Annotated in this window: 17 protein-coding genes and 4 pseudogenes; 10 read left to right on the top strand and 11 right to left on the bottom strand. The window is 55.6% G+C overall.

Annotated features, from left to right (window positions below):
• Positions 1 to 426 precede the first annotated feature (426 nt).
• Positions 427 to 2,124, bottom strand: a complete 1,698-nt coding sequence (locus tag CES87_RS22995) for an AMP-binding protein (protein ID WP_128607899.1) — start codon at positions 2,122 to 2,124, stop codon at positions 427 to 429.
• Positions 2,125 to 2,373: 249 nt separating this feature from the next.
• Between CES87_RS22995 and CES87_RS22990 the strand changes: the two genes are divergently transcribed.
• The 4 genes and pseudogenes from CES87_RS22990 to CES87_RS22975 all read left to right on the top strand — a co-directional run bounded on the left by CES87_RS22990 (position 2,374) and on the right by CES87_RS22975 (position 8,063).
• On the top strand, positions 2,374 to 3,537 hold the full coding sequence (locus CES87_RS22990; protein ID WP_046032531.1) for an isovaleryl-CoA dehydrogenase: 1,164 nt from the start codon (positions 2,374 to 2,376) through the stop codon (positions 3,535 to 3,537).
• A gap of 12 nt (positions 3,538 to 3,549) precedes the next feature.
• On the top strand, positions 3,550 to 5,157 hold the full coding sequence (locus CES87_RS22985) for a carboxyl transferase domain-containing protein (protein ID WP_128607898.1): 1,608 nt from the start codon (positions 3,550 to 3,552) through the stop codon (positions 5,155 to 5,157).
• A 136-nt stretch (positions 5,158 to 5,293) separates the two neighbouring features.
• Positions 5,294 to 6,109 (top strand): gamma-carboxygeranoyl-CoA hydratase, encoded by an 816-nt coding sequence (locus tag CES87_RS22980; protein WP_128607897.1) that lies wholly within the window; start codon positions 5,294 to 5,296, stop codon positions 6,107 to 6,109.
• Positions 6,109 to 8,063: pseudogene (locus tag CES87_RS22975) on the top strand (biotin carboxylase N-terminal domain-containing protein). Before CES87_RS22980 ends, CES87_RS22975 begins: the two are co-directional and overlap by 1 nt.
• Before the next feature lie 42 nt (positions 8,064 to 8,105).
• On the opposite strand, the gene CES87_RS22970 reads toward CES87_RS22975, so the two are convergent.
• The gene (locus CES87_RS22970; protein ID WP_128607896.1) at positions 8,106 to 8,744 is read right to left on the bottom strand and encodes a LexA family transcriptional regulator; all 639 of its coding nucleotides are present in this window, start codon (positions 8,742 to 8,744) and stop codon (positions 8,106 to 8,108) included.
• Positions 8,745 to 9,586: 842 nt separating this feature from the next.
• Here CES87_RS22970 and CES87_RS22965 point away from each other — a divergent pair.
• Positions 9,587 to 9,817, top strand: coding sequence for a hypothetical protein (locus CES87_RS22965; protein ID WP_128607895.1), 231 nt, complete (start codon positions 9,587 to 9,589; stop codon positions 9,815 to 9,817).
• 395 nt (positions 9,818 to 10,212) lie between these two features.
• On the opposite strand, the gene CES87_RS22960 is transcribed toward CES87_RS22965, so the two are convergent.
• The 3 genes from CES87_RS22960 to CES87_RS32425 all read right to left on the bottom strand — a co-directional run bounded on the left by CES87_RS22960 (position 10,213) and on the right by CES87_RS32425 (position 11,706).
• Positions 10,213 to 10,434, bottom strand: coding sequence for a hypothetical protein (locus tag CES87_RS22960; RefSeq protein ID WP_128607894.1), 222 nt, complete (start codon positions 10,432 to 10,434; stop codon positions 10,213 to 10,215).
• A gap of 102 nt (positions 10,435 to 10,536) precedes the next feature.
• Entirely contained in the window at positions 10,537 to 11,436 is a 900-nt protein-coding gene (locus CES87_RS22955; RefSeq protein ID WP_128607893.1) for a hypothetical protein, read from the bottom strand.
• Positions 11,437 to 11,538: 102 nt separating this feature from the next.
• Positions 11,539 to 11,706, bottom strand: a complete 168-nt coding sequence (locus CES87_RS32425) for a hypothetical protein (protein ID WP_178081471.1) — start codon at positions 11,704 to 11,706, stop codon at positions 11,539 to 11,541.
• 11 nt (positions 11,707 to 11,717) lie between these two features.
• Between CES87_RS32425 and CES87_RS22950 the strand changes: the two are divergent.
• The 3 genes and pseudogenes from CES87_RS22950 to CES87_RS22940 form a co-directional block, all read left to right on the top strand.
• Positions 11,718 to 11,822 (top strand): annotated as a pseudogene (locus tag CES87_RS22950) (integrase core domain-containing protein); the annotation flags it as partial.
• A 166-nt stretch (positions 11,823 to 11,988) separates the two neighbouring features.
• Positions 11,989 to 12,213 (top strand): hypothetical protein, encoded by a 225-nt coding sequence (locus tag CES87_RS22945; RefSeq protein ID WP_128607892.1) that lies wholly within the window; start codon positions 11,989 to 11,991, stop codon positions 12,211 to 12,213.
• Positions 12,214 to 12,318: 105 nt separating this feature from the next.
• Positions 12,319 to 13,059: a hypothetical protein gene (locus CES87_RS22940; protein WP_128607891.1), complete on the top strand. Its 741-nt coding sequence runs from the start codon at positions 12,319 to 12,321 to the stop codon at positions 13,057 to 13,059.
• Between the two features lie 600 nt (positions 13,060 to 13,659).
• On the opposite strand, the gene CES87_RS22935 is transcribed toward CES87_RS22940, so the two are convergent.
• The 3 genes and pseudogenes from CES87_RS22935 to CES87_RS22925 form a co-directional block, all read right to left on the bottom strand.
• Positions 13,660 to 13,875 carry a hypothetical protein gene (locus CES87_RS22935; RefSeq protein WP_128607890.1) on the bottom strand — a complete coding sequence of 72 codons (216 nt, stop codon included), beginning with the start codon at positions 13,873 to 13,875 and terminating at the stop codon, positions 13,660 to 13,662.
• Between the two features lie 144 nt (positions 13,876 to 14,019).
• Positions 14,020 to 14,166, bottom strand: a pseudogene (locus tag CES87_RS33550) (ParA family protein); the annotation flags it as partial.
• A gap of 128 nt (positions 14,167 to 14,294) precedes the next feature.
• Entirely contained in the window at positions 14,295 to 14,768 is a 474-nt protein-coding gene (locus CES87_RS22925) for a CBS domain-containing protein (protein WP_256591054.1), read from the bottom strand.
• A gap of 832 nt (positions 14,769 to 15,600) precedes the next feature.
• Here CES87_RS22925 and CES87_RS22920 point away from each other — a divergent pair.
• Both CES87_RS22920 and CES87_RS22915 read left to right on the top strand, forming a co-directional pair.
• A complete protein-coding gene (locus CES87_RS22920) occupies positions 15,601 to 15,921 on the top strand; it encodes a hypothetical protein (RefSeq protein ID WP_128607889.1) in 321 nt (106 codons plus the stop codon).
• Positions 15,922 to 16,233: 312 nt separating this feature from the next.
• Positions 16,234 to 16,668 carry a hypothetical protein gene (locus CES87_RS22915; RefSeq protein WP_128607888.1) on the top strand — a complete coding sequence of 145 codons (435 nt, stop codon included), beginning with the start codon at positions 16,234 to 16,236 and terminating at the stop codon, positions 16,666 to 16,668.
• A 126-nt stretch (positions 16,669 to 16,794) separates the two neighbouring features.
• On the opposite strand, the gene CES87_RS22910 is transcribed toward CES87_RS22915, so the two are convergent.
• The 3 genes and pseudogenes from CES87_RS22910 to CES87_RS22890 form a co-directional block, all read right to left on the bottom strand.
• Positions 16,795 to 17,034: a DUF1652 domain-containing protein gene (locus tag CES87_RS22910; RefSeq protein WP_128607887.1), complete on the bottom strand. Its 240-nt coding sequence runs from the start codon at positions 17,032 to 17,034 to the stop codon at positions 16,795 to 16,797.
• A gap of 819 nt (positions 17,035 to 17,853) precedes the next feature.
• The gene (locus CES87_RS22895; protein WP_322784173.1) at positions 17,854 to 18,051 is read right to left on the bottom strand and encodes a hypothetical protein; all 198 of its coding nucleotides are present in this window, start codon (positions 18,049 to 18,051) and stop codon (positions 17,854 to 17,856) included.
• A 369-nt stretch (positions 18,052 to 18,420) separates the two neighbouring features.
• A pseudogene (locus CES87_RS22890) lies at positions 18,421 to 19,641 on the bottom strand (IS3 family transposase).
• Positions 19,642 to 19,902 lie beyond the last annotated feature (261 nt).

Genomic DNA, 19,902 nt, shown 5'->3' with positions numbered 1-19,902 from the left:
CAGCTAACAGATTTTTTTGGAGAAGGTGTGCTTTTCAGGGTGCTTTTCGGAGTAACCCGCAACCGGGCAGAGAACAATAAAACTACCCTCAGGTAGCTCCCGAACTGGTTGGATCGCTCAGCGAGAAAGTAGATCAGCGCTCAAAAAAATACGTTTGCTCTTGATCCCGGATGGGGATCGCCAAAAACAGCGGTAAAGGGCAACGGTTGCCAAAAACAAAAACAGACCGACCCTCAATAATAAAAAAAGAGCACGCGCAACGACAAAATTAAAGGGGAGCTTCGGCTCCCCTTTGTGCTGTCTGGCATTCAGCAAAACCGGTATCTGTGTAGGAGCGAGGCTTGCCCGCGAAGGGAACGCCGCGGTCTCACAAGAATTCCGCTTCATCGTTCTTCGCGGGCAAGCCTCGCTCCTACAGGGGAATTGTCAGGCCTTGTTGATGCGCAACTCCTCGATACTGATCTCGCGCATGCGAAATTTCTGGATCTTGCCAGTCACAGTCATCGGGAACTCCTCCACGAACTTGAAGTAACGCGGCGTCTTGAAGTGCGCGATGCGCTCCTTGCACCAGGCTTGCAGCTCTTGCTCGGTAGCGCTGTGGCCGGGGTGGAACTTGATCCAGGCGACGATCTCTTCGCCATAGCGCGAGCATGGAATGCCGATCACCTGCACGTCCGCCACGGCCGGGTGGGTAAAGAAGAACTCTTCCAGCTCTCGTGGGTAAACATTCTCACCGCCACGGATGATCATGTCCTTGTTGCGTCCGGCAATGCACACATAACCTTCGTCGTTCATGCTCGCCAGATCACCGGTGTGCATCCATCCCGCCTGATCGATCGCTTCGGCAGTGCCTTGCGGGTTGTTCCAGTAGCCGAGCATCACGCTGTAGCCGCGGGTACACAGTTCGCCAATGGTGCCACGCGGCACCAGATTGCCCGCCTCGTCGATGATTTTGCTTTCCAGCTGCGGCTGAGTGCGGCCGACGGTGGTGACGCGCAACTCCAGATCGTCCGACGGACCGGTCTGCAACGACACCGGACTGGTTTCCGTCATGCCGTAGGCAATCTGCACTTCGCTCATGTGCATTTCATTGATGACCCGGCGCATCACCTCGATAGGGCATGTCGCCCCGGCCATGATCCCGGTGCGCAGGCTCGACAGGTCGAATTCGGCGCGTTGCGGTTGATCGAGCATGGCGATGAACATGGTCGGCACGCCGTAGAGCGCAGTGGCTTTTTCTTCTGCAACGGTGCTCAGGGTCAGCAATGGATCGAAGGCATCGTTGGGGTAAATCATGGTGCTGCCGTGGGTGATGCAACCCAGATTGCCCATGACCATGCCGAAGCAGTGATACAACGGCACCGGGATCACCAGGCGATCAGCGGCAGTCAGGCCGAGACTTTCGCCGACCATGTAACCGTTGTTGAGAATATTGTAGTGACTGAGGGTCGCGCCCTTGGGGAAACCGGTGGTGCCGGAGGTGTACTGAATGTTCACCGCCTGATCGAAATGCAGGCTGCCCTGACGTTCGTGCAGTTGCTCGACCGACACGCTGCCGGCCAGATCGGCCAGTTGCGACCACGGCAGGAAACCGCTTGGCGGTTGCGCGTCCAGACTGATGACACCACGCAACTCGGGCAGGCGCTCGCTGTGCAACTTGCCAATGGACTGCTCCGCCAGCTCCGGCACCAGGCCTTGCAACATGGCGTGATAGTTGGACGTCTTGAAGGCCCCGGCGCACACCAGCCACTGGCAGCCGGACTGCTTCAACACGTATTCGAGTTCGGAGCTGCGGTAGGCCGGGTTGATGTTGACCAGGATCACGCCGATTTTCGCGCTGGCGATCTGACTGATGCACCACTGGGCGCAATTCGGCGCCCAGATGCCGAGACGGTCACCGGTCTGCAGACCCAGCGCCAGCAGTGCCCTGGCGTGCAGGTCCGCAGTCTCCGCCAGTTGCCGCCAGGTGTAGCGCAACTGTTGATGGCGCACGACCAGCGCCTCCCCGGTCGGATACTGAGCTACCGTGTTATCGAACGCTTGGCCGATGGTCATCGCCAACAAGGCTTTGTCCTGGGAACCACGGGTGTAGCTGCGCTGCGGATTTACACTGGGTTGATCCATGACGACCCCTATTGTCTTTATTCTGTAGGAGCGAGCTTGCTCGCGATGAACGTCAGGACACCGCATTTCTTCAGACGGTACGCGTCATCGTTAACGTCCATCGCGAGCAAGCTCAGCTCCTACAGAATCACCTAAGTTGACGTTAACGTAAAGGGTGATTGACAGCCATTCGTCACAGGCTTACGTTAACGTAAAGGTGAGAGCCGATTGACTGTCTCACCAACCGACAAAAAAGCCAAAAGGTGACCCATGAGCTACCCATCCCTGAATTTTGCCCTCGGTGAAACCATCGACATGCTGCGCGATCAGGTTCAGTCCTTCGTCGCCAAAGAGATCGCCCCCCGCGCCGCTCAGATCGACATCGACAACCTGTTCCCCGCCGACCTGTGGCGCAAATTCGGCGACATGGGCCTGCTGGGCGTTACCGTGCCGGAAGAATACGGTGGCGCTGGCCTGGGTTACTTGGCGCACGTGGTGATCATGGAAGAAATCAGCCGTGGTTCGGCGTCTGTCGCCTTGTCCTACGGCGCGCACTCCAACCTCTGCGTCAACCAGATCAACCGCAACGGCAATCACGAACAGAAATCCAAATACCTGCCGAAGCTGATCAGCGGCGAGCACATCGGCGCCCTGGCCATGAGCGAGCCGAACGCCGGTTCAGACGTGGTATCGATGAAATTGCGCGCCGATAAACGCGGTGACAAATACGTTCTGAACGGCAGCAAGACCTGGATCACCAACGGTCCGGACGCCAACACCTATGTGATCTACGCCAAGACCGACCTGGAAAAAGGCCCGCACGGGATCACCGCTTTCATCGTCGAGCGCGACTGGAAAGGCTTCAGCCGCAGCAACAAGTTCGACAAGCTCGGCATGCGTGGTTCGAACACCTGCGAACTGTTCTTCGATGACGTCGAAGTGCCGGAAGAAAACATCCTCGGCGTGCTCAATGGCGGTGTGAAGGTGCTGATGAGCGGCCTCGACTACGAGCGCGTCGTGCTCTCGGGCGGCCCGACCGGGATCATGCAGGCCTGCATGGACCTGATCGTGCCGTACATCCACGACCGCAAGCAGTTCGGCCAAAGCATCGGCGAGTTCCAGCTGATCCAGGGCAAGGTCGCCGACATGTACACCCAACTCAACGCCAGCCGCGCCTACCTGTATGCCGTGGCCCAGGCCTGCGAGCGCGGCGAAACCACGCGCAAGGATGCAGCCGGCGTGATCCTCTACAGCGCCGAACGCGCCACGCAAATGGCCCTCGACGCGATCCAGATTCTCGGCGGCAACGGTTACATCAATGAATTCCCGGCCGGTCGTCTGCTGCGTGACGCCAAGCTGTACGAAATCGGTGCAGGCACCAGTGAGATCCGTCGCATGCTGATCGGTCGCGAACTGTTCAACGAAACCCGCTAAACGGAGCTGCCCATGGCTATCCTGCATACCCAGCTCAACCCCCGCTCAGCGGAGTTCGCCGCCAACAGCGCGGCGATGCTCAAACAGGTCGACGCGCTGCACACCCTGCTCGCCCAAGTGCAGCAAGGTGGCGGTCTGAAAGCACAAGAACGCCATACCTCGCGGGGCAAACTACTGCCTCGTGAGCGGATCAATCGCCTGCTCGACCCAGGTTCGCCGTTTCTCGAGATCAGCCAGTTGGCGGCTTACGAGGTTTATGGCGAAGACGTTCCGGCCGCCGGCGTGATTGCCGGGATTGGCCGCGTGGAAGGCGTCGAATGCATGATCGTCGCCAACGATGCCACGGTAAAAGGTGGCTCGTACTACCCACTGACCGTGAAAAAACACCTGCGCGCCCAGACCATCGCCCAGCAGAACCGCCTGCCGTGCATTTATCTGGTGGACTCTGGTGGCGCCAACCTGCCGCGTCAGGATGAAGTGTTTCCGGACCGTGAGCACTTCGGCCGGATCTTCTTCAACCAGGCCAACATGAGCGCCATGGGCATTCCGCAAATCGCCGTGGTCATGGGCTCCTGCACCGCTGGCGGCGCTTATGTGCCGGCGATGGCCGACGAAGCGATCATGGTCCGCGAGCAAGCGACGATTTTCCTCGCCGGCCCGCCGCTGGTGAAAGCCGCGACCGGTGAAGTGGTCAGCGCCGAAGACCTTGGCGGGGCCGATGTGCACTGCAAAATTTCCGGCGTGGCCGACCACTATGCCGAGAGCGATGAACACGCCCTGGCCATTGCCCGACGCAGCATCGCCAACCTCAATTGGCGCAAGCTTGGTGAAGTGCAGCAACGCACGCCAATCGCCCCGCTCTACAGCAGCGACGAGTTGTACGGCGTGGTGTCGGCCGATGCCAAGCAGCCGTTTGACGTGCGTGAAGTGATTTCACGGTTGGTGGATGGCTCGGTGTTCGACGAGTTCAAGGCCTTGTTCGGGACCACGCTGGTATGTGGCTTTTCCTACCTGCACGGTTACCCGATCGCGATCCTGGCCAACAATGGCATCCTCTTCGCCGAAGCGGCGCAGAAAGGCGCGCACTTTATCGAGCTGGCCTGTCAGCGCGGCATCCCGTTGCTGTTCCTGCAAAACATCACCGGCTTCATGGTCGGCCAGAAATACGAGGCCGGCGGCATCGCCAAGCACGGCGCAAAACTGGTGACCGCCGTGGCGTGCGCCAAAGTGCCGAAGTTCACCGTGATCATCGGCGGCAGTTTCGGTGCCGGTAACTACGGCATGTGCGGTCGCGCCTACGATCCGCGCTTCCTGTGGATGTGGCCGAATGCGCGGATTGGCGTGATGGGTGCCGAACAGGCGGCCGGCGTACTGGTACAGGTCAAGCGCGAGCAGGCCGAGCGAAGTGGCCAGGGTTTCAGCGCCGAGCAGGAAGCCGAGATCAAGCAACCGATCCTCGACCAGTATGAGGAACAGGGCCACCCTTATTACTCCAGCGCTCGCTTGTGGGACGACGGCGTCATTGACCCGGCACAAACCCGCGATGTCCTGGGTCTGGCCTTGTCGGCGTCGCTGAATGCGCCAATCGAACCGAGCCGCTTCGGCGTGTTCCGGATGTGATCCGACCTTTGTAGGAGCGAGCTCGCTCGCGATGGACGTTAACGATGATGCGGGCTTTCTGAATGAACGCGCCGCCCTTTAGTTCATCGCGAGCGAGCTCGCTCCTACACAGAATAGAGATGTGGAGACGGACAATATGAGCGACTTCAACACCCTCGAACTGCTGAGCGATCCAAGAGGTTTCGCGACCCTGTGGCTCAGCCGCGAAGAAAAGAACAACGCGTTCAACGCCCAAATGATCCGCGAACTGATCCTCGCCCTGGACCAGGTGTCGAGCGATGCCAGCCTGCGTTTCCTGCTGGTACGCGGCCGTGGCAAGCATTTCAGCGCTGGCGCTGACCTTGCGTGGATGCAGCAATCGGCTGAACTCGATTACCACACCAACCTCGACGACGCCCGGGAACTGGCGGAGCTGATGTACAACCTGGCCAAACTGAAAATCCCGACCCTGGCCGTGGTGCAAGGAGCGGCCTTTGGCGGTGCGTTGGGCTTGATCAGTTGCTGTGACATGGCCATCGGCGTCGATGACGCGCAGTTCTGCCTGTCGGAAGTGCGCATCGGATTGGCTCCGGCCGTGATCAGCCCGTTCGTGGTGCAAGCCATCGGCGAACGCGCCACCCGGCGCTATGCCTTGACCGCTGAACGCTTCGGCGGGCAACGGGCACGGGAACTGGGTCTGTTGTCGGAGAGCTATCCATCCTCTGAACTGGAACAGCGAGTCGAACAATGGATCGATAATCTGCTGCTCAATAGCCCGGCGGCCATGCGTGCCAGCAAAGACTTGTTGCGTGAAGTCGGCGACGGCTCATTGACCCCGGCATTGCGCCGCTACACCGAAAACGCCATTGCCCGCATCCGCGTCAGCCCCGAAGGCCAGGAAGGCCTGCGCGCCTTTCTGCAAAAACGCCCGCCGAGCTGGCAAGCCGAAATCACTCCCAAGGAGCCGCGTTGATGAGCGCACCTGTCCTCACCACCCTGCTGGTGGCCAACCGCGGCGAAATCGCTTGCCGGGTGATGCGCACCGCCAAGGCCCTGGGCCTGACCACCGTGGCCGTGCACAGCGCAACCGATCGTGATGCCAGGCACAGCCGCGAAGCCGATATCCGCGTCGACCTCGGTGGCAGCAAAGCCGCTGACAGCTATTTGCAAATCGACAAACTGATCGCCGCCGCCAAAGCCAGCGGCGCCCAGGCGATCCATCCCGGTTATGGCTTTCTTTCGGAGAACGCCGGATTCGCCCGCGCCATTGAAAACGCTGGCCTGATTTTCCTCGGCCCACCCGCCTCGGCCATTGACGCCATGGGCAGTAAGTCCGCGGCCAAAGCCCTGATGGAAACCGCCGGCGTGCCGCTGGTGCCGGGCTATCACGGCGAAGCGCAAGACCTCGACACCTTCCGCGATGCTTGCGAACGCATCGGCTACCCGGTGCTGCTCAAGGCTACGGCTGGCGGCGGCGGTAAGGGCATGAAAGTGGTCGAGGAAGTCGGCCAACTCGCCGAAGCCCTGGCCTCGGCCCAGCGCGAAGCCCTGTCTTCGTTCGGCGATTCGCGGATGCTGGTGGAAAAATACCTGCTCAAACCACGCCATGTGGAAATCCAGGTGTTTGCCGATCAACACGGCAATTGCCTGTACCTCAACGAACGCGACTGCTCGATTCAGCGCCGGCACCAGAAAGTCGTCGAAGAAGCACCCGCCCCCGGCCTGAGCCCTGAACTGCGTCGTGCCATGGGCGAAGCCGCCGTGCGTTCGGCGCAAGCCATCGGGTACGTCGGTGCCGGCACCGTGGAGTTTTGCTGGACGCTCGTGGCGAGTTCTTCTTCATGGAGATGAACACGCGCTTGCAGGTCGAACACCCGGTCACCGAAGCCATCACCGGCCTCGACCTGGTGGCGTGGCAGATTCGTGTGGCCCGTGGCGAAGCATTGCCGATGACCCAGGCTCAGGTGCCGCTGATCGGCCATGCGATTGAAGTACGGCTGTATGCCGAAGATCCGGGCAATGACTTCCTGCCGGCTACCGGTCGCCTGGAGCTTTATCGCGAGTCCGCGCCGGGCGAAGGTCGTCGGGTAGACAGCGGTGTCGAAGAAGGCGATGAGATTTCGCCATTCTATGACCCGATGCTCGGCAAACTGATTGCCTGGGGCGAGGATCGTGAGCAGGCGCGTTTGCGGTTGCTGAGCATGCTCGATGAGTTCGCCATCGGTGGCCTCAAGACCAATATCAGCTTCCTGCGCCGGATCATCGGCCATCCGGCATTTGCCGCCGCCGAACTGGATACCGGGTTTATCCCGCGCTATCAGGAACAACTGCTGCCGGCCCCTTCCGAGCTCAGCGATGAATTCTGGCAAGCCGCCGCCCAAGCGTTTGTGCAGAGCCAGCAAAGTACACCACGTAGCGATGACCTGAGTTCGCCGTGGGCCATCGGCAACGGTTTGCGCGTCGGATTGCCATCGGAAATAACCCTGCACCTGAGTTGTGAAGGCCAGGACCGCGCATTGACGTTGGGCGCCCCCAATACCCACAGCGCAAAACTCAAGGGCGAACAGTTGCTGACCGAACACGACGGCATGCGCCGCCAGCACCGGGCGATTCGCCGTGGCGACTTCGTTTACTTGCAATGGGAAGGTGAGCTGCGCCGCATCGAGTCCTACGACCCGATCAGTGCCGTGGAAGCCAGTCACAGCCATCACGGCGGACTGACCGCGCCCATGAACGGCAGCATCGTGCGGGTGCTGGTGGAAACCGGGCAATCGGTCGAAGCCGGAGCGCAACTGGTGGTGCTGGAAGCGATGAAGATGGAGCACAGCATTCGCGCGCCCCACGCCGGGGTGATCAAGGCGCTGTATTGCCAGGAAGGCGAGATGGTCAGCGAAGGCAGTGCGCTGGTCGAGCTGGAAGAGGCTTGAAATGAAGATCGGTCCTACGCCCCCTCCCCAGGACCGATCTGATTAGAATTTGGCTGTCGCCTGAACCACCACGCCGATAATTCGGCACTCTTGAGTGTAAAGGGCTTTCGGATACGTCGGATTGAGCGGGACCAGGTAACGCTGCCCGCCCTCTTCGATCAACTTGCGGAATATCGCCTCGCTGCTGTCCGGCCATTGCGCGATGACCAATTTGCCAGGCTCGGCTTCTACGTCCGGGTCCACCAGAATCAACATGCCCTCGGCGATGCTCAGACCACTCGGTGCAGTCATCGCGTCCCCCACGACCGTCAGCCAGAAGGCTGCGCCCTGAGCGTGATAATCGGACAGTTCGAAGCGGTACGGTGCCTGTTCGCCATCGCGGACTTCTCCTGTTTCCCGCCAGTCGCTGACCGGGTAGCGGAAGTACGGGTTGTACTTCTGCGTCAGGGAAATTTCGTCGCCTGGCGCGTCTTCAGGCTCGCGAATCACCAGTGCCACCTCGAGAAAATCCATTCCAAGCGCCTTCAACACACGGTTCATGTTGTCGACGCCAGGTTCGCGACGCTTATTCAGCCAATGGCCAACGCCACCCTGGGACATCCCGAGGCGCTCGGCGAGTATCTCTTGAGTGATTTTGAGTTCACTCATCTTGGCCTTGACCAATTCAATCCATTTATCCATGTGCGGCACGATACGTGGACGTCTCCAGCCATCAAAACACAAAATGTAGTATTTAATTTATGGTCACAAATACAGATTGTACTAGGCGACGAGTACCATTAAAAGTTGAAACAGAATCATCAAAAACTGAATCGCTTCGAAGTTTTTAAGCCCTACTACATCTGATGCTTCCAATTACGACAGGCAACTATGGCCGATTCTGTTGAAAAAGTCGGCCATGGTTTCCATTGAAGAAAAGTAGGCGCTTTAGATTCAAATTTTTACGTTTAGCAGAGGGTTCCTGGCTCAGATTTCGCGTAGCTGCGCGCAAAATAGCCGTTTCTAGCAGTCAGTAGACGGGCAGTCTGAAAGGACCGACGTTGAACAAAATCGACCCAATATGCCGGTGACGACATGTAGAACTCGGCCAGATGTGGTCACTCCTCGAATCAACAGCTGCGGGCGTGGTGCGGGAGCCGATGGATGACACGGGGGCTGAAAACAAGCTTTGGGGCGAGAGTTGCAAGTATTTAGCGCGTTTCACACAGCCTGGACCCATTGCAGTCGGTCCTCTTGCATGCCTCATGCATGCCCACTGAAAACTATTGTCAGAAAATTTAGCACCGTAAATGGAGCTGTAATCAGTTTCAAGGGCGCATCAGTTTGTTTCAATCGAAGTGATGACCAGCGTGTTGCCGCTGACCAAAACACTTCCGCGAGTAAGTACCGAAATTAGCCTTCATGTCAAAAATTGAGACAGCCATCGCTGGAAGAATGGTATGGACAAGTTGTAGAGAACCTCGACCAATTGAATAAGGATATACAAACGATGAAACACGATCAGCAGATCGAGGCGTTTCTCGATGTTCTGGGGTGCCAGTCATATGCGAAAGACACAAGCGATACTTGCCCAGGCGCGTAGGACAGCTACCGTTGCCGATTATGAAAAAGCCACTCAAAAATTCAATGCTGAAGCCCGCAAGGTCTGGATGATGTTTCTGATCCCCTCCGTGATCACTGGTGTGCTGGCTGCCATCATGCTAGTAGGGTTCTTTTCCAAGGAGCTGGTCTGCACTGCTCGGGTATGTAACTAGCCCGCTAATCAGTCACCACGGTGCTGGTGTTTCTCTTGATACCGAATGCTGGTGCATTTTGGATAAGTTGCGCAGCGGTAGATTGTTCTTCCGATCCCGTAGCGTTGCGGGCGCTTCACCATAGTGACGCCGCAGTCCGGGCATAGGTGCGGCTCGCCACTGACGCCTGTTGGTGGGGGCTGGTCGCTGGTGGATTTCGCCCCGAGCAGCCTAGCGAAAAAACTGTACGCCAGTGCCAGTGCAACGAGCCCGCCGATAACCAGAAGGGCTGTATCAGTGGGGGCGCCTCCATGTCCTCGCACACCTCTGGCAGACGCTTCTACTATGGATAGCATGGTGACGAAAGCTGTCAGCACCGTTCTTTTGCTCATTGTCCCCCCAGAACTCTGTCCGCTTTAATCGCCCCGATGCTGCAGCACCAGCTTGGCCAGGCCCTGCCGGATGTGCCCCTCGTTCTCACCTATCGCTTGCAGGGCGCCACGGACGCTCTCGCCGGCCTCTATGTGGCCCTGCTGTTCGACCAGCAGCGTCAGCTCCATGATCGCAGCTTCCAGCGCCAGCTGGTTGTTGTAGATGCGTTCGAGGGTGTCAGGCAGAGAGTATTCGAGTGCGGGCATGGCTTCGACTCCATTCGAGGAAACCGGAAGCGTAGCAGCGGTGCGCGAGGGGAGCTAGGCGCAAACGGCAGGCAAGGGCGCCACGGAGAGCGCCCTTTGTTTTTAAGACATATCTTGATGCATGTGATCCGCGGTTGGCTCGCCGAAGGTCCGAACCATGAAGCGGTTAAATGACTTCACAAGATCCTCCAGCCACACCTCGATAAAACGCATCTCATTCAAGCGGCCTCTCGGCACATGCACAGTATTTACGGTTAGATGCTCCGCGCCAATCATGCCGAAAGCCGCAGCGACAGGGAAGTGGTGAGCAAACGAGTTTCGGATGTCAGTGAGCACCTTGAAAAAAACCGGGTCTTCCTCTCGCATATTTATCAAATGCGTTTTGGTCAGTCCAGCTGGTAGTTTGTCGATGTCCTGCATTTCACACACCCTAATGATGCGCTCGTCAGCAAATTGCAGACCTCCGCCCTCAAGAAGAATCCATTCATTCATGAAAACCTCATCGATAACCCGTTTCATTTGAAATACCAGATTTTCGGTGGCGAGCTTTTCGTAGAAGTTGACGTTGGGGTCAATCAAATCAAAGCGGCGGCTGTAGAGGTAAATAATCTCTTCGACTCGCGTCTGCATGTAGGCCAGCCGACCGGAAAGTGCCATTGCGAAAATAAATGGTTCCATCACTCTAGGGATGCCTGGGTACTTTAGGAGTCCGCCAAATGGGTGATATTGGATGATGCTGAACTCTCCAGTCACGGGGTTGCCAAGCTCTGGTTGGTCACGGTGCTCAGGTGGTTGCCAGAAATCTCTGGCGGCCATCATCCAGCCTATTTCTTCGCTGACAAACACAGCTATTTGCTCGCCCTCGGTTTCGAATGAAGGCGGTGCTTGTAACGTAGCAGAGCCAGGTATTAGTGATTCACCTGTGATTGCGCAGATGTCTGCATCAGTAACACCACGGTAGAATTTATCGGTTCGATCGAAGTGATAAACAAGAGTCGTCATTGGGAATTAGCCGTCCTAGCATTCAGTCTCCGGCATAGTAATCCGCCGACCACCAGCACAACGAGCGCGAGCTGCATGCCGCGCCCGATCCATTCGAACCAATCAATTTTCATGATCGGACACCTCGGCTTTCGGGCCGTCGTCGGCCTGCACGGTGAACAGTCGAACGCCTGTGTTCAGGTGCTCAACACGCTGCGCGGGTGTGGCTGCTTTCCACTGCTCGGCATTGCGGTGCAGGTAAACCCGTAGGACCGGGGTTCTCTCCGCCATCTTGAGGGTTTTCCCTGCCAATTGCCTTCGAGCATTACAATGAGCAGCATCCGCACAGCGCGCTGAACTATCGCTCACCTAGGGAATTCAGGCGTTTGGCAGCGGCATCAATTTAACGGGGAGTTGGTGTCCGGTTTTATAGGGGCAAGTCCATGTTCCAGGTAGCCACTCTCGTGGCTTGCGATCAATTGAACGACACTTACCCATAACCATGAAGGTAAAACGCTAGAATCGTTTATCGTTGGCGATGAGAAGGATGTTGAGGCATATCCTGACTTTCTTATGACTTCCGCCCATAAGTTAAAAGGGCTGGAATCCCCTGATTTCATTCTGCACGAAGACTTCCCAGATGTTCTTGATCCACAAATGCCGTCTTCTAAGCAGGAGGACGAACTAAACTTTTTTTATGTAGCTGTGACCCGTACGATGCGAAATCTAGTGCTCAGCGCGACAGTTAAGCTTGTATTAAAAAATGCATATGAAAAGCAAAAGAAGTTGGCCGGGTAAGGAAAGCTAAGATTGGATTGCCAACGGCGGTTTCTTGCTCAGCTCTTGATCTCTCAAGCCAATATGTGAAAATTAACAACTTTTACGAATCGAAGGGATGCGATCATGACACTGAGAAAGCTTTTTTCGTTGAGCGTACTTTCGATGACGCTTGTAGGTTGCGCATCTATGCCGCATGAAGAAGCTCCCTCTCGCGCAATGCAGATCACGAATGAGGCGGGGATTCAGGGGGTGCGTGACGTGTCTTATAAGAAGGTTCAACAAGGTGATGGTCGCAACCAAGTCGCGTCTAAAACACGAGTGTTTGACAGCGCGCTCGATTATTACGCCATCGGTTGGGCAGGCGGGATTTCCGGTCTGATTGGTCCAGCCGTTTCCGGTCGTTATGGCCAGTTCGTAGCCTGGGTCCCCGAGTCTGAGGCATCCAGTGGTGAAGAAGCGGTCGCAAAGACCAAAGCTCTACTGGAAAATCGCGCCTTCTGGCCAGAACTTGAGAACAACCTAAAGCACAAGTGGAATTGGCAAGCACAGCCAAGACGGATGCCTTATGGCGATAATCAGATGAACACATTGTTAAACCCGGTAAAGTCTTTTGTCTTCACTCCCCCGCCGTTGGTTGACGCTCCGGCATTTGTGGGTGGCAAGGCGTATGGCCCAATCTATTTTTTGGCACCGAACATCCCCGACTGGAACAAAAAGAAAACAAACATCGAAAATTTTTCAAGAATTTCAAGCGCCCTTCCCGACTGGATCTATCTGTACCAGCCCGTACTGGAATCTGATAAGTTAGTTCCAGCAATGTATAACAAGGGAGAAATACTTGTGTTCGTAACGCAGCCGAAGTAGTTACAAAGCGGCGGTCCACACGCGTTCACCACCCAACAGCAGAATTGAGGCCACTTTATAGCTATTTGCCTGAAGTGGCCTTTGGGCTTCTGAATTCCAAATGGAAAGGCGTGTTTACAGCTTAGCAGAGGTCAAGGGGTAAGCGTCCGCCCAACTTACCTTGTGTACGTCAGGAAGGCATCCACTGATGCGGCAGCAGTTGGTCGATATCGCTTGTCCGCTGCGTCGGCATCATCGCCTATGTGCCCAATCCGATGACCTCTGGAGCCAAAACATAACGAACGTGGTCAGGACACTACCAGCGTCGTTTTGATATTTCACTACAATTTTGGATAAACGTGTTCGATCAGCAAAGCATCAGGGAGAACGTTGGATACGTGCGTCCTTTAACCGATTGCAGCAGGGTTCAGGCTTGCAAGCGATCAGTTGGCCACAGAGATGAAAAGAAAAGATGTGACTCGCAGGCCAAGCGAGCCGGACTCGTCGATTTATGGTGAGATGCGACCAGCATCATCCGGCCTAGCTTCCTGCAGCAGAAAACAAGGTTTTAGCCGGGCCTCGTTGGCCCGAAGGCGCGACGAATAAACGTCTCCGAGACGATCACGCGAGCTTTATGGCTCCGCCCTGAATATCGTCACGCGCCATTCGCAAATCATGGGCGTCCTGGTTGAGCCTGTGAATCATGTTAAGCAACCGTTGACGAAGCACCTCGTCTTGAAGCTGCTCTGCTGCGCGCATCACATCGAGCGCCGCTACCTCATTATTTGTTGCAACGGAGTCGAGCAGCTTGCGCATGCTTCTTGATGGCCGATTCATCTCCAATCCCTTAGGTTTCGATGGCGCGAATCATATGGCTGAAATGTTTCGTCAGTGTTTCAGCAGCAAAAACGGATGTTTAGTCGCCGGTGCTGGCTCATTTGGCGCGCTCAGGAGGGGACGGCCTTAAGAGCCGATAAATAGTTAAGCGGCCCGTTCCAAGGCATCCAACAATCCCCAAAAAGCCCCTGATAGCTTATGCCGAGGCGCCAAATGAATGATAGGGACTGAAGCCTCGTGAGATCCGCGCATCTTGACGGAACTGCTTAAGTAAACCGGAAGCAGAGGCAAACTTTCGCCCACTCGCGACGCCTTACTTGGCCATATCAAATGCTCCCTGATTAATACCTGCTCTACGAGCATCCCATTTGAGAACTTCATGTGCCCGTGACTCCTACATCCGCAGCAATTTCGGTCGCTTAATGTCCGCGAATATAGTGTTCCAGTTGTCGGATCAGGTCCGCCTGCTCGACGATGGCTTCTTTCACCAGATCACCAATCGACAAGAGGCCAATCAGTTGATTACCTTCCACAACCGGTAAATGGCGCAGATGACTATCGGTCATGACCGTCATGCAACGCTCTATGCTTTGCTGACTGTCTGCCGTCACGACGGGAGCGCTCATGATGGCCCGGACTGGAGTACCGACCGAAGATCGCCCCTGTAGAACGACCTTGCGGGCATAGTCGCGCTCGCTTATTACGCCAACCACCTGTCCACCCTCTATCACCGGTAGAGCACCTACATTCTTTTCAGCCATCATCTTCAGCGCTTCATACACCATCTGATCCGGCGCGATGCTATGCACCTGCTGGTTTTTTGTGCGGCTGTTTTCATGAACGGCTCCGATGCAAATTACGAATAAAAAGAGCAAAAAAAAGCCTGAAACCATTCGGTTCCAAGCGCCTTTGCCTGTTTTTCTGCAGTGTTAAAGCCAGAGTTCTCTGTCTGAGGCACGAATGCTATTCATGGCCTGTTCGGCCCATCGATCATCATTGACCGAGTGAGGTGCCCAGAGGAATACGCGGTAGGTAAACCTGATTTGATCCTGCAGCCTTTGTGCCAGCCGGGAGCAGAGACACTCCATCCCATGTGGAAGTCCAAGCTCCTGAGCTATAGATGGTTTGACGGTGGCATCGATCCAACCGAGGTTCAGCGGGTCGAGCAGACGTCCCACTAAAGCGAATCGCCGAGGTCAACAAACGGATGAGGTTGAGCTATGGGAGGCGAAAGTCCATCGCGCTGCTTTCGACTGGTGCACGTTCTTATGCACGGAGCTTTACAACAGTGCATGTCCTAGTTGACGCCTTGGTTTTAATGACGGGCAAACGAAGTGTTGAACATGCAGCCCACACTCATATACAAATCCCCCTTCGACAATCACCAAATCGTGAGCCAGGCCTTGCCTGAAGGGTCGAGCCCAAATGACGGCTGCTTCCTTTATCAACCTCGTAACTGAGCTATGAGCATGCCAGTGACTTGAACCGATTGGACACAATCTCCCTCTCACCGCTGATGATGTCTACCAGGTACTGAAGGACGTCGTGCTTGGGCAGGCTCCTCCTCATTCGGGCGGACGCATCGATGCTCATTTGGTTGCAATTGAAACCATAGCAATCCTCTACCACCATAGGAATAAAATTCCGAAACGTTCCCCGCAAAATGACAGGAGTTGTCTAGTCTGGAGTTAGACCATAAACCGGTTCCGAGCAGGAGTTTTTCAAATGCCTATTAAAGGGTTCGACGCACTCACTCAAAGACTTAAACAATTAGCTGAAGACGCAGAGGCTTTTGACGGAACGCAGTCCGTGCCTCTCTCGGAAGCCCTTACGCATAGCTTTCTCTCGGAGCACAGTCGTTTTACCAGCGCCGATGATTTTCTCGCAACCGGTGGTTTTGAACTCGAATCGGTCGATGACTTTAAAGCTATGCCCGAGGAAATGCTGGACGCTTATGTCCAATCGGAAACCTCTTTTTCTTCTTGGAAGGAGATGTTAGGTGCTGCAATGCAGCTTTGGACGAAGAAACGACTTGGGCTTTTGTAGCGATCGCGCTGTCCTCTTCTAAAACGAACTCACTTAAGCTTGGGAAAGCGGACAGTCTGGCAAAATGAGGTAGCCGCAATGCGCTTCCTTGAAGCAGTCACGGAAGGCAAAACTGTGGAGCGACTCGCCCAAAGGTAATCACGTAAAAACGTGAGCTCGAGCCGGGGCCCTTGAAGTTTGGTAGCGCTACGGCCAAAACAATCCGAGCGTTAGTGGGCTAGAAACACATCTCGGTATGATTTTCTCACAGAGGCTATAGGCCTCTACGGATGAGCTACCATAGCGTGACCGTGTTTTTTTCAGGAGAAGATTATGCATCGATTGGTGAAGCCGTCGGATTATGTTCTTCAGACTGTAATGGACAAAGCGGTTTACATCCTTCCTTGGGAACGACGACATTGTCCGGGAAATCCTACGGATGAACCCGAAAAAGGCGCCCTGCTCTATAACAAATACATCCGGAATTTCGTACATGGTTTAACACAGCGAACACCAGGCGAACGACTAAATGAAATTGCGCAATCGTGTCTGACGTTAACCGGAGAGCCCGCTAAGGCGTTGGCAGATGATTTGTCTGCGGCCTACCTGGGCCGATACAGCTTTGCGCTCGCTGACATTTCAAAATACGATGCTGACTCGAAAGAGTTTCGAGGCGAATTAGCGATTTGCTCTGACGAAATTAAAAAGCTGCCAGCGAATATCGTGATGGCTTTGCGAGCACGAGCTGCAGGTCTCTTGTTACGCTGACGTCTGGGATATCTTACATCGGGGACAGGACTACGATTAGTTAGGTCTTTACCTGCTCCCCCTCATGCGCCGCCCCTTGTTGGCCTGTTAGCTCTGATGCTCCGAGTCCATCATTTGCCATGGCACTTACGCACAGCTCGTTTTGCGCGCCGCCATATCAATCCTGAGTCTGCCGATCAAATTTGAAATTGCCCGACTAGACGTGAGATCCGATGCCAACACGTCGGGGACAAACAGTTCTACACGGCCAGAAACAGGCTCAACCATCTTGATCAAAATTGACCCTTTGGGGTTCACGGAGCACGTGCAGGAGCGAGGTAATAACGCGCTCTCAATAATATGTCGGAGCTCAAGAGCGGAAATCATAAGGTTCGTCCGAATGAGAAATTTCTTCTCATTCTTGACTATGAAACCAAGTAGTCAAGAAACGCACCGAAGCTGATTCACGACCAATTGTTTCCCCTACCCCTGGCATCGAGCTGTCGCAGTAGATCCTCTTGCTTTGTGTACTGCATCTCCCCAGTTCGATGGTGTGGGTGCAATGGCGCAGGACATCGGTCGTGAAGAAGTGCGAGCAATCTTGGTAGATACAGTCCCCCGCGTGTTTATTGATCGCGTCGCTCAGAGTTGCTCGACGAGGCTCGAAAGACATTCGCCTCATTCGGCCTCGGTGAACGCTACATCATTGAGTCGGGCGGCAAGTGTTATCTGATCAGCTGGATAGATGATCATGACAATGATCACTGCGCCTGTTGCTCACCGGGTGGGGGGATGGAAGTCACGACGCGCTGTCATAAATTGTCGCAGCTCAGCCTTGCATAATTGTTGAAATCATGGAGTCATATCGGTACTCCTAGGACACTAATTTTTTGCAGGGAATGCACCATGCACGCAAGATTCAGGGTCATCGAGACCACCAGACGGGACGATGGCATTAAGCAATATCGGGTTGTAGATCTCGTTGAGGGTGGCTCAGTTAGCAATCATGGTGTGTTCAAGGTCAGGGTGGAGGCAGACGATGTTTGTTCGCTCCTGAACGCTGAACATCCACGTCAGATTGGCGTAGGTCGTGCGCTGGGCCTATGATCCACTGGTTCAGCAATGCCAGGCGCCGGATATCTTTGTAAGACTGCTGAATGCCTATAGCGTTCATGGACTCCCGCTCCGAAGTACGTTTTGAAGGCGCTACAGGTTAAGCCGCTGACACTCAGCCTCGGCTTCTTCTCTGTTTTGATAGGTAGTCTTTAGGCGATGCTTTTCCTCATTATCGTAGAGGTTGAAGCCTATTGGAGCGGTCTGAGAGTAGAAGCGCGATCCGTCACGCATGGATCCTGTTTCTGTAGGGATTGCAGGCACAATTACAAATCTCGAAATCATCTTCATGCCCTCTCCTGAAACCTTACTATTCGCGGCTACACGGCATCGCAGTAAGCGATCTTCATTTTTCCGATAACCAACACGAGGCCTAGGAACGGTTCGCATCTTTTGTAGAAGCGCAGCTGAAAAAAGCGCGGATCAGCTAACGTTGCACAGAACGTTCGTGGTGCATTAGTGACCATCAGCAGGAACGAAGAGTTCATCAAATTGACTCTCGCGGTGCTTATGGCGGCGGGATAAGCCGCATTCAAGGATATGGCGCAACTCGAGTGTCAAACTTTTGGTGGGACATCCTAAGGGCAAGTGCTCATTCAGTCTCGCCATTAAATAATACTCGATGGACTTGCCCCTTAAAAACCGGACACCAACTCCCCGTTAAATTGATGCCACTGCCAAGCGCCTGAACTCCTTCGGTGAACGGTAGTTCAAGGCGCTGTGCGGATGCTGCTCGTTGTAATGCTCGAAGGCAATGGCCAGGTTGCGCAGCGCCGTTTCTCTATCCGGCTTGGGCATGTGCGCCACGTAATCCCGCTTGATCGTCTTCACGAAGCTCTCTGCCATGCCGTTACTCTGTGGGCTGCGCACCGGTGTGGTCACCGGCTGCAAGCCGATCTGTCGAGCAAACAGGCGCGTCTGTTCGGCGGTGTAGGCCGAACCGTTATCGCTGAGCCACTGCACCGGCGTTGCAGGCAGTTGATCACCGAAGCGCTTCTCCACGCTTTCCAACATCAAGTCGCGGATGTCATCGCCGCTGTACCCGGTTGGGCTCGCGACCCAGCCGATGGCTTCGCGATCACAGCAGTCCAGGGCGAAGGTCACGCTCAGTTTGGCGCCGTCCTCGCAACGGAATTCAAAGCCGTCCGAGCACCAACGCGTATCGCTGGTTTGCACCGCAATACGGCCTTCGTGCCGACGCGGCACGCCGGGTTGTTTTGATCCGGCGCTCAAGCAGCAGGTTGTGATCACGCATCACCCGGTAAACGCGCTTCACGTTGATCGCGGGTAGCAACTGGGTTTCACGGGCGCGACGCAGCAATCCCCAGACTCGACGGTAGCCATAGCTGGGCAGTTCGCTGACCTGTTGCTGGATTTCGGCCACCAACTCAGCGTCGTTCACAGGCCTGCTTCGCCGTGTCTTGGGCGATACCGATTGCTTGATTCGAACCGTTAATTGCGAGCGCGCCACACCGAGACATTCGCTGACCAGCTTCACTGGTCGTCCCCCGGCAACAAGGGTGAGTGCGCAATCCATTTTCGCGACCGGGCGATCTCCACGGCTTCTTTGAGGATTTCCGCTTCCATCGTTTTCTTGCCCAACATCCGTTGCAGTTCACGGATCTGCTTGAGCGCATCGCTCAGCTCGGAGGCCGGCACCACGGCTTCGCCCGCGCTGACCGCCGACAGGCTGCCGTCCTGATACAGCTTGCGCCACAGGAATAATTGGTTGGCATTGATACCGTTGCGCCGAGCGACGACCGACACACTTTGCCCTGGCTCAAGGCTCTCGCGAACCATGGCCAACTTTTGCTCTGGGCTCCAGCGGCGCCGCCGCTCCTGGCCCAAAAGCTCCCCACTCTTATCGTTGCTGTTAGTCATAAACATAACCGTTTGCCTATCCCTTATCGTAAGGGGGAAACGGTGTCCTGTCTTTCATGGGGCTCGTTCACTCGACAAGGAGCGTGCTGAAGCATTCACAACCAGTTCTTTCTAACCCGAAGCAAGCCCGCTTCGTAACAGGCACCGGTGGAGGGTGGCGGATCTTTCACTTTCTAGCTAAGCGTCAGATGTGCTTGGAGACAATCGACGATGATGTCGTGGCATGGCAAGTCTTGATCGAGACAGCGTCGCGCTATTCGC

It is taken from the genome of Pseudomonas sp. ERMR1:02 (assembly GCF_002277815.1).
In the GTDB taxonomy this organism is placed as follows: Bacteria; Pseudomonadota; Gammaproteobacteria; order Pseudomonadales; family Pseudomonadaceae; genus Aquipseudomonas.
The sequence above is the reverse complement of the archived record's forward strand: the minus strand, read 5'-3'. Positions and strand labels throughout refer to the sequence as shown.

Excerpts from the sequence above, each read along its gene's own strand:
- CES87_RS22995 (WP_128607899.1), bottom strand. The coding sequence starts at position 2,124 with ATGGATCAACCCAGTGTAAATCCGCAGCGCAGCTACACCCGTGGTTCC.
- CES87_RS22990 (WP_046032531.1), top strand. The coding sequence starts at position 2,374 with ATGAGCTACCCATCCCTGAATTTTGCCCTCGGTGAAACCATCGACATG.
- CES87_RS22985 (WP_128607898.1), top strand. The coding sequence starts at position 3,550 with ATGGCTATCCTGCATACCCAGCTCAACCCCCGCTCAGCGGAGTTCGCC.
- CES87_RS22980 (WP_128607897.1), top strand. The coding sequence starts at position 5,294 with ATGAGCGACTTCAACACCCTCGAACTGCTGAGCGATCCAAGAGGTTTC.
- CES87_RS22970 (WP_128607896.1), bottom strand. The coding sequence starts at position 8,744 with ATGGATAAATGGATTGAATTGGTCAAGGCCAAGATGAGTGAACTCAAA.
- CES87_RS22965 (WP_128607895.1), top strand. The coding sequence starts at position 9,587 with ATGTTCTGGGGTGCCAGTCATATGCGAAAGACACAAGCGATACTTGCC.
- CES87_RS22960 (WP_128607894.1), bottom strand. The coding sequence starts at position 10,434 with ATGCCCGCACTCGAATACTCTCTGCCTGACACCCTCGAACGCATCTAC.
- CES87_RS22955 (WP_128607893.1), bottom strand. The coding sequence starts at position 11,436 with ATGACGACTCTTGTTTATCACTTCGATCGAACCGATAAATTCTACCGT.
- CES87_RS32425 (WP_178081471.1), bottom strand. The coding sequence starts at position 11,706 with ATGGCGGAGAGAACCCCGGTCCTACGGGTTTACCTGCACCGCAATGCC.
- CES87_RS22945 (WP_128607892.1), top strand. The coding sequence starts at position 11,989 with ATGACTTCCGCCCATAAGTTAAAAGGGCTGGAATCCCCTGATTTCATT.
- CES87_RS22940 (WP_128607891.1), top strand. The coding sequence starts at position 12,319 with ATGACACTGAGAAAGCTTTTTTCGTTGAGCGTACTTTCGATGACGCTT.
- CES87_RS22935 (WP_128607890.1), bottom strand. The coding sequence starts at position 13,875 with ATGAATCGGCCATCAAGAAGCATGCGCAAGCTGCTCGACTCCGTTGCA.
- CES87_RS22925 (WP_256591054.1), bottom strand. The coding sequence starts at position 14,768 with ATGGTTTCAGGCTTTTTTTTGCTCTTTTTATTCGTAATTTGCATCGGA.
- CES87_RS22920 (WP_128607889.1), top strand. The coding sequence starts at position 15,601 with ATGCCTATTAAAGGGTTCGACGCACTCACTCAAAGACTTAAACAATTA.
- CES87_RS22915 (WP_128607888.1), top strand. The coding sequence starts at position 16,234 with ATGCATCGATTGGTGAAGCCGTCGGATTATGTTCTTCAGACTGTAATG.
- CES87_RS22910 (WP_128607887.1), bottom strand. The coding sequence starts at position 17,034 with ATGATTTCCGCTCTTGAGCTCCGACATATTATTGAGAGCGCGTTATTA.
- CES87_RS22895 (WP_322784173.1), bottom strand. The coding sequence starts at position 18,051 with ATGAAGATGATTTCGAGATTTGTAATTGTGCCTGCAATCCCTACAGAA.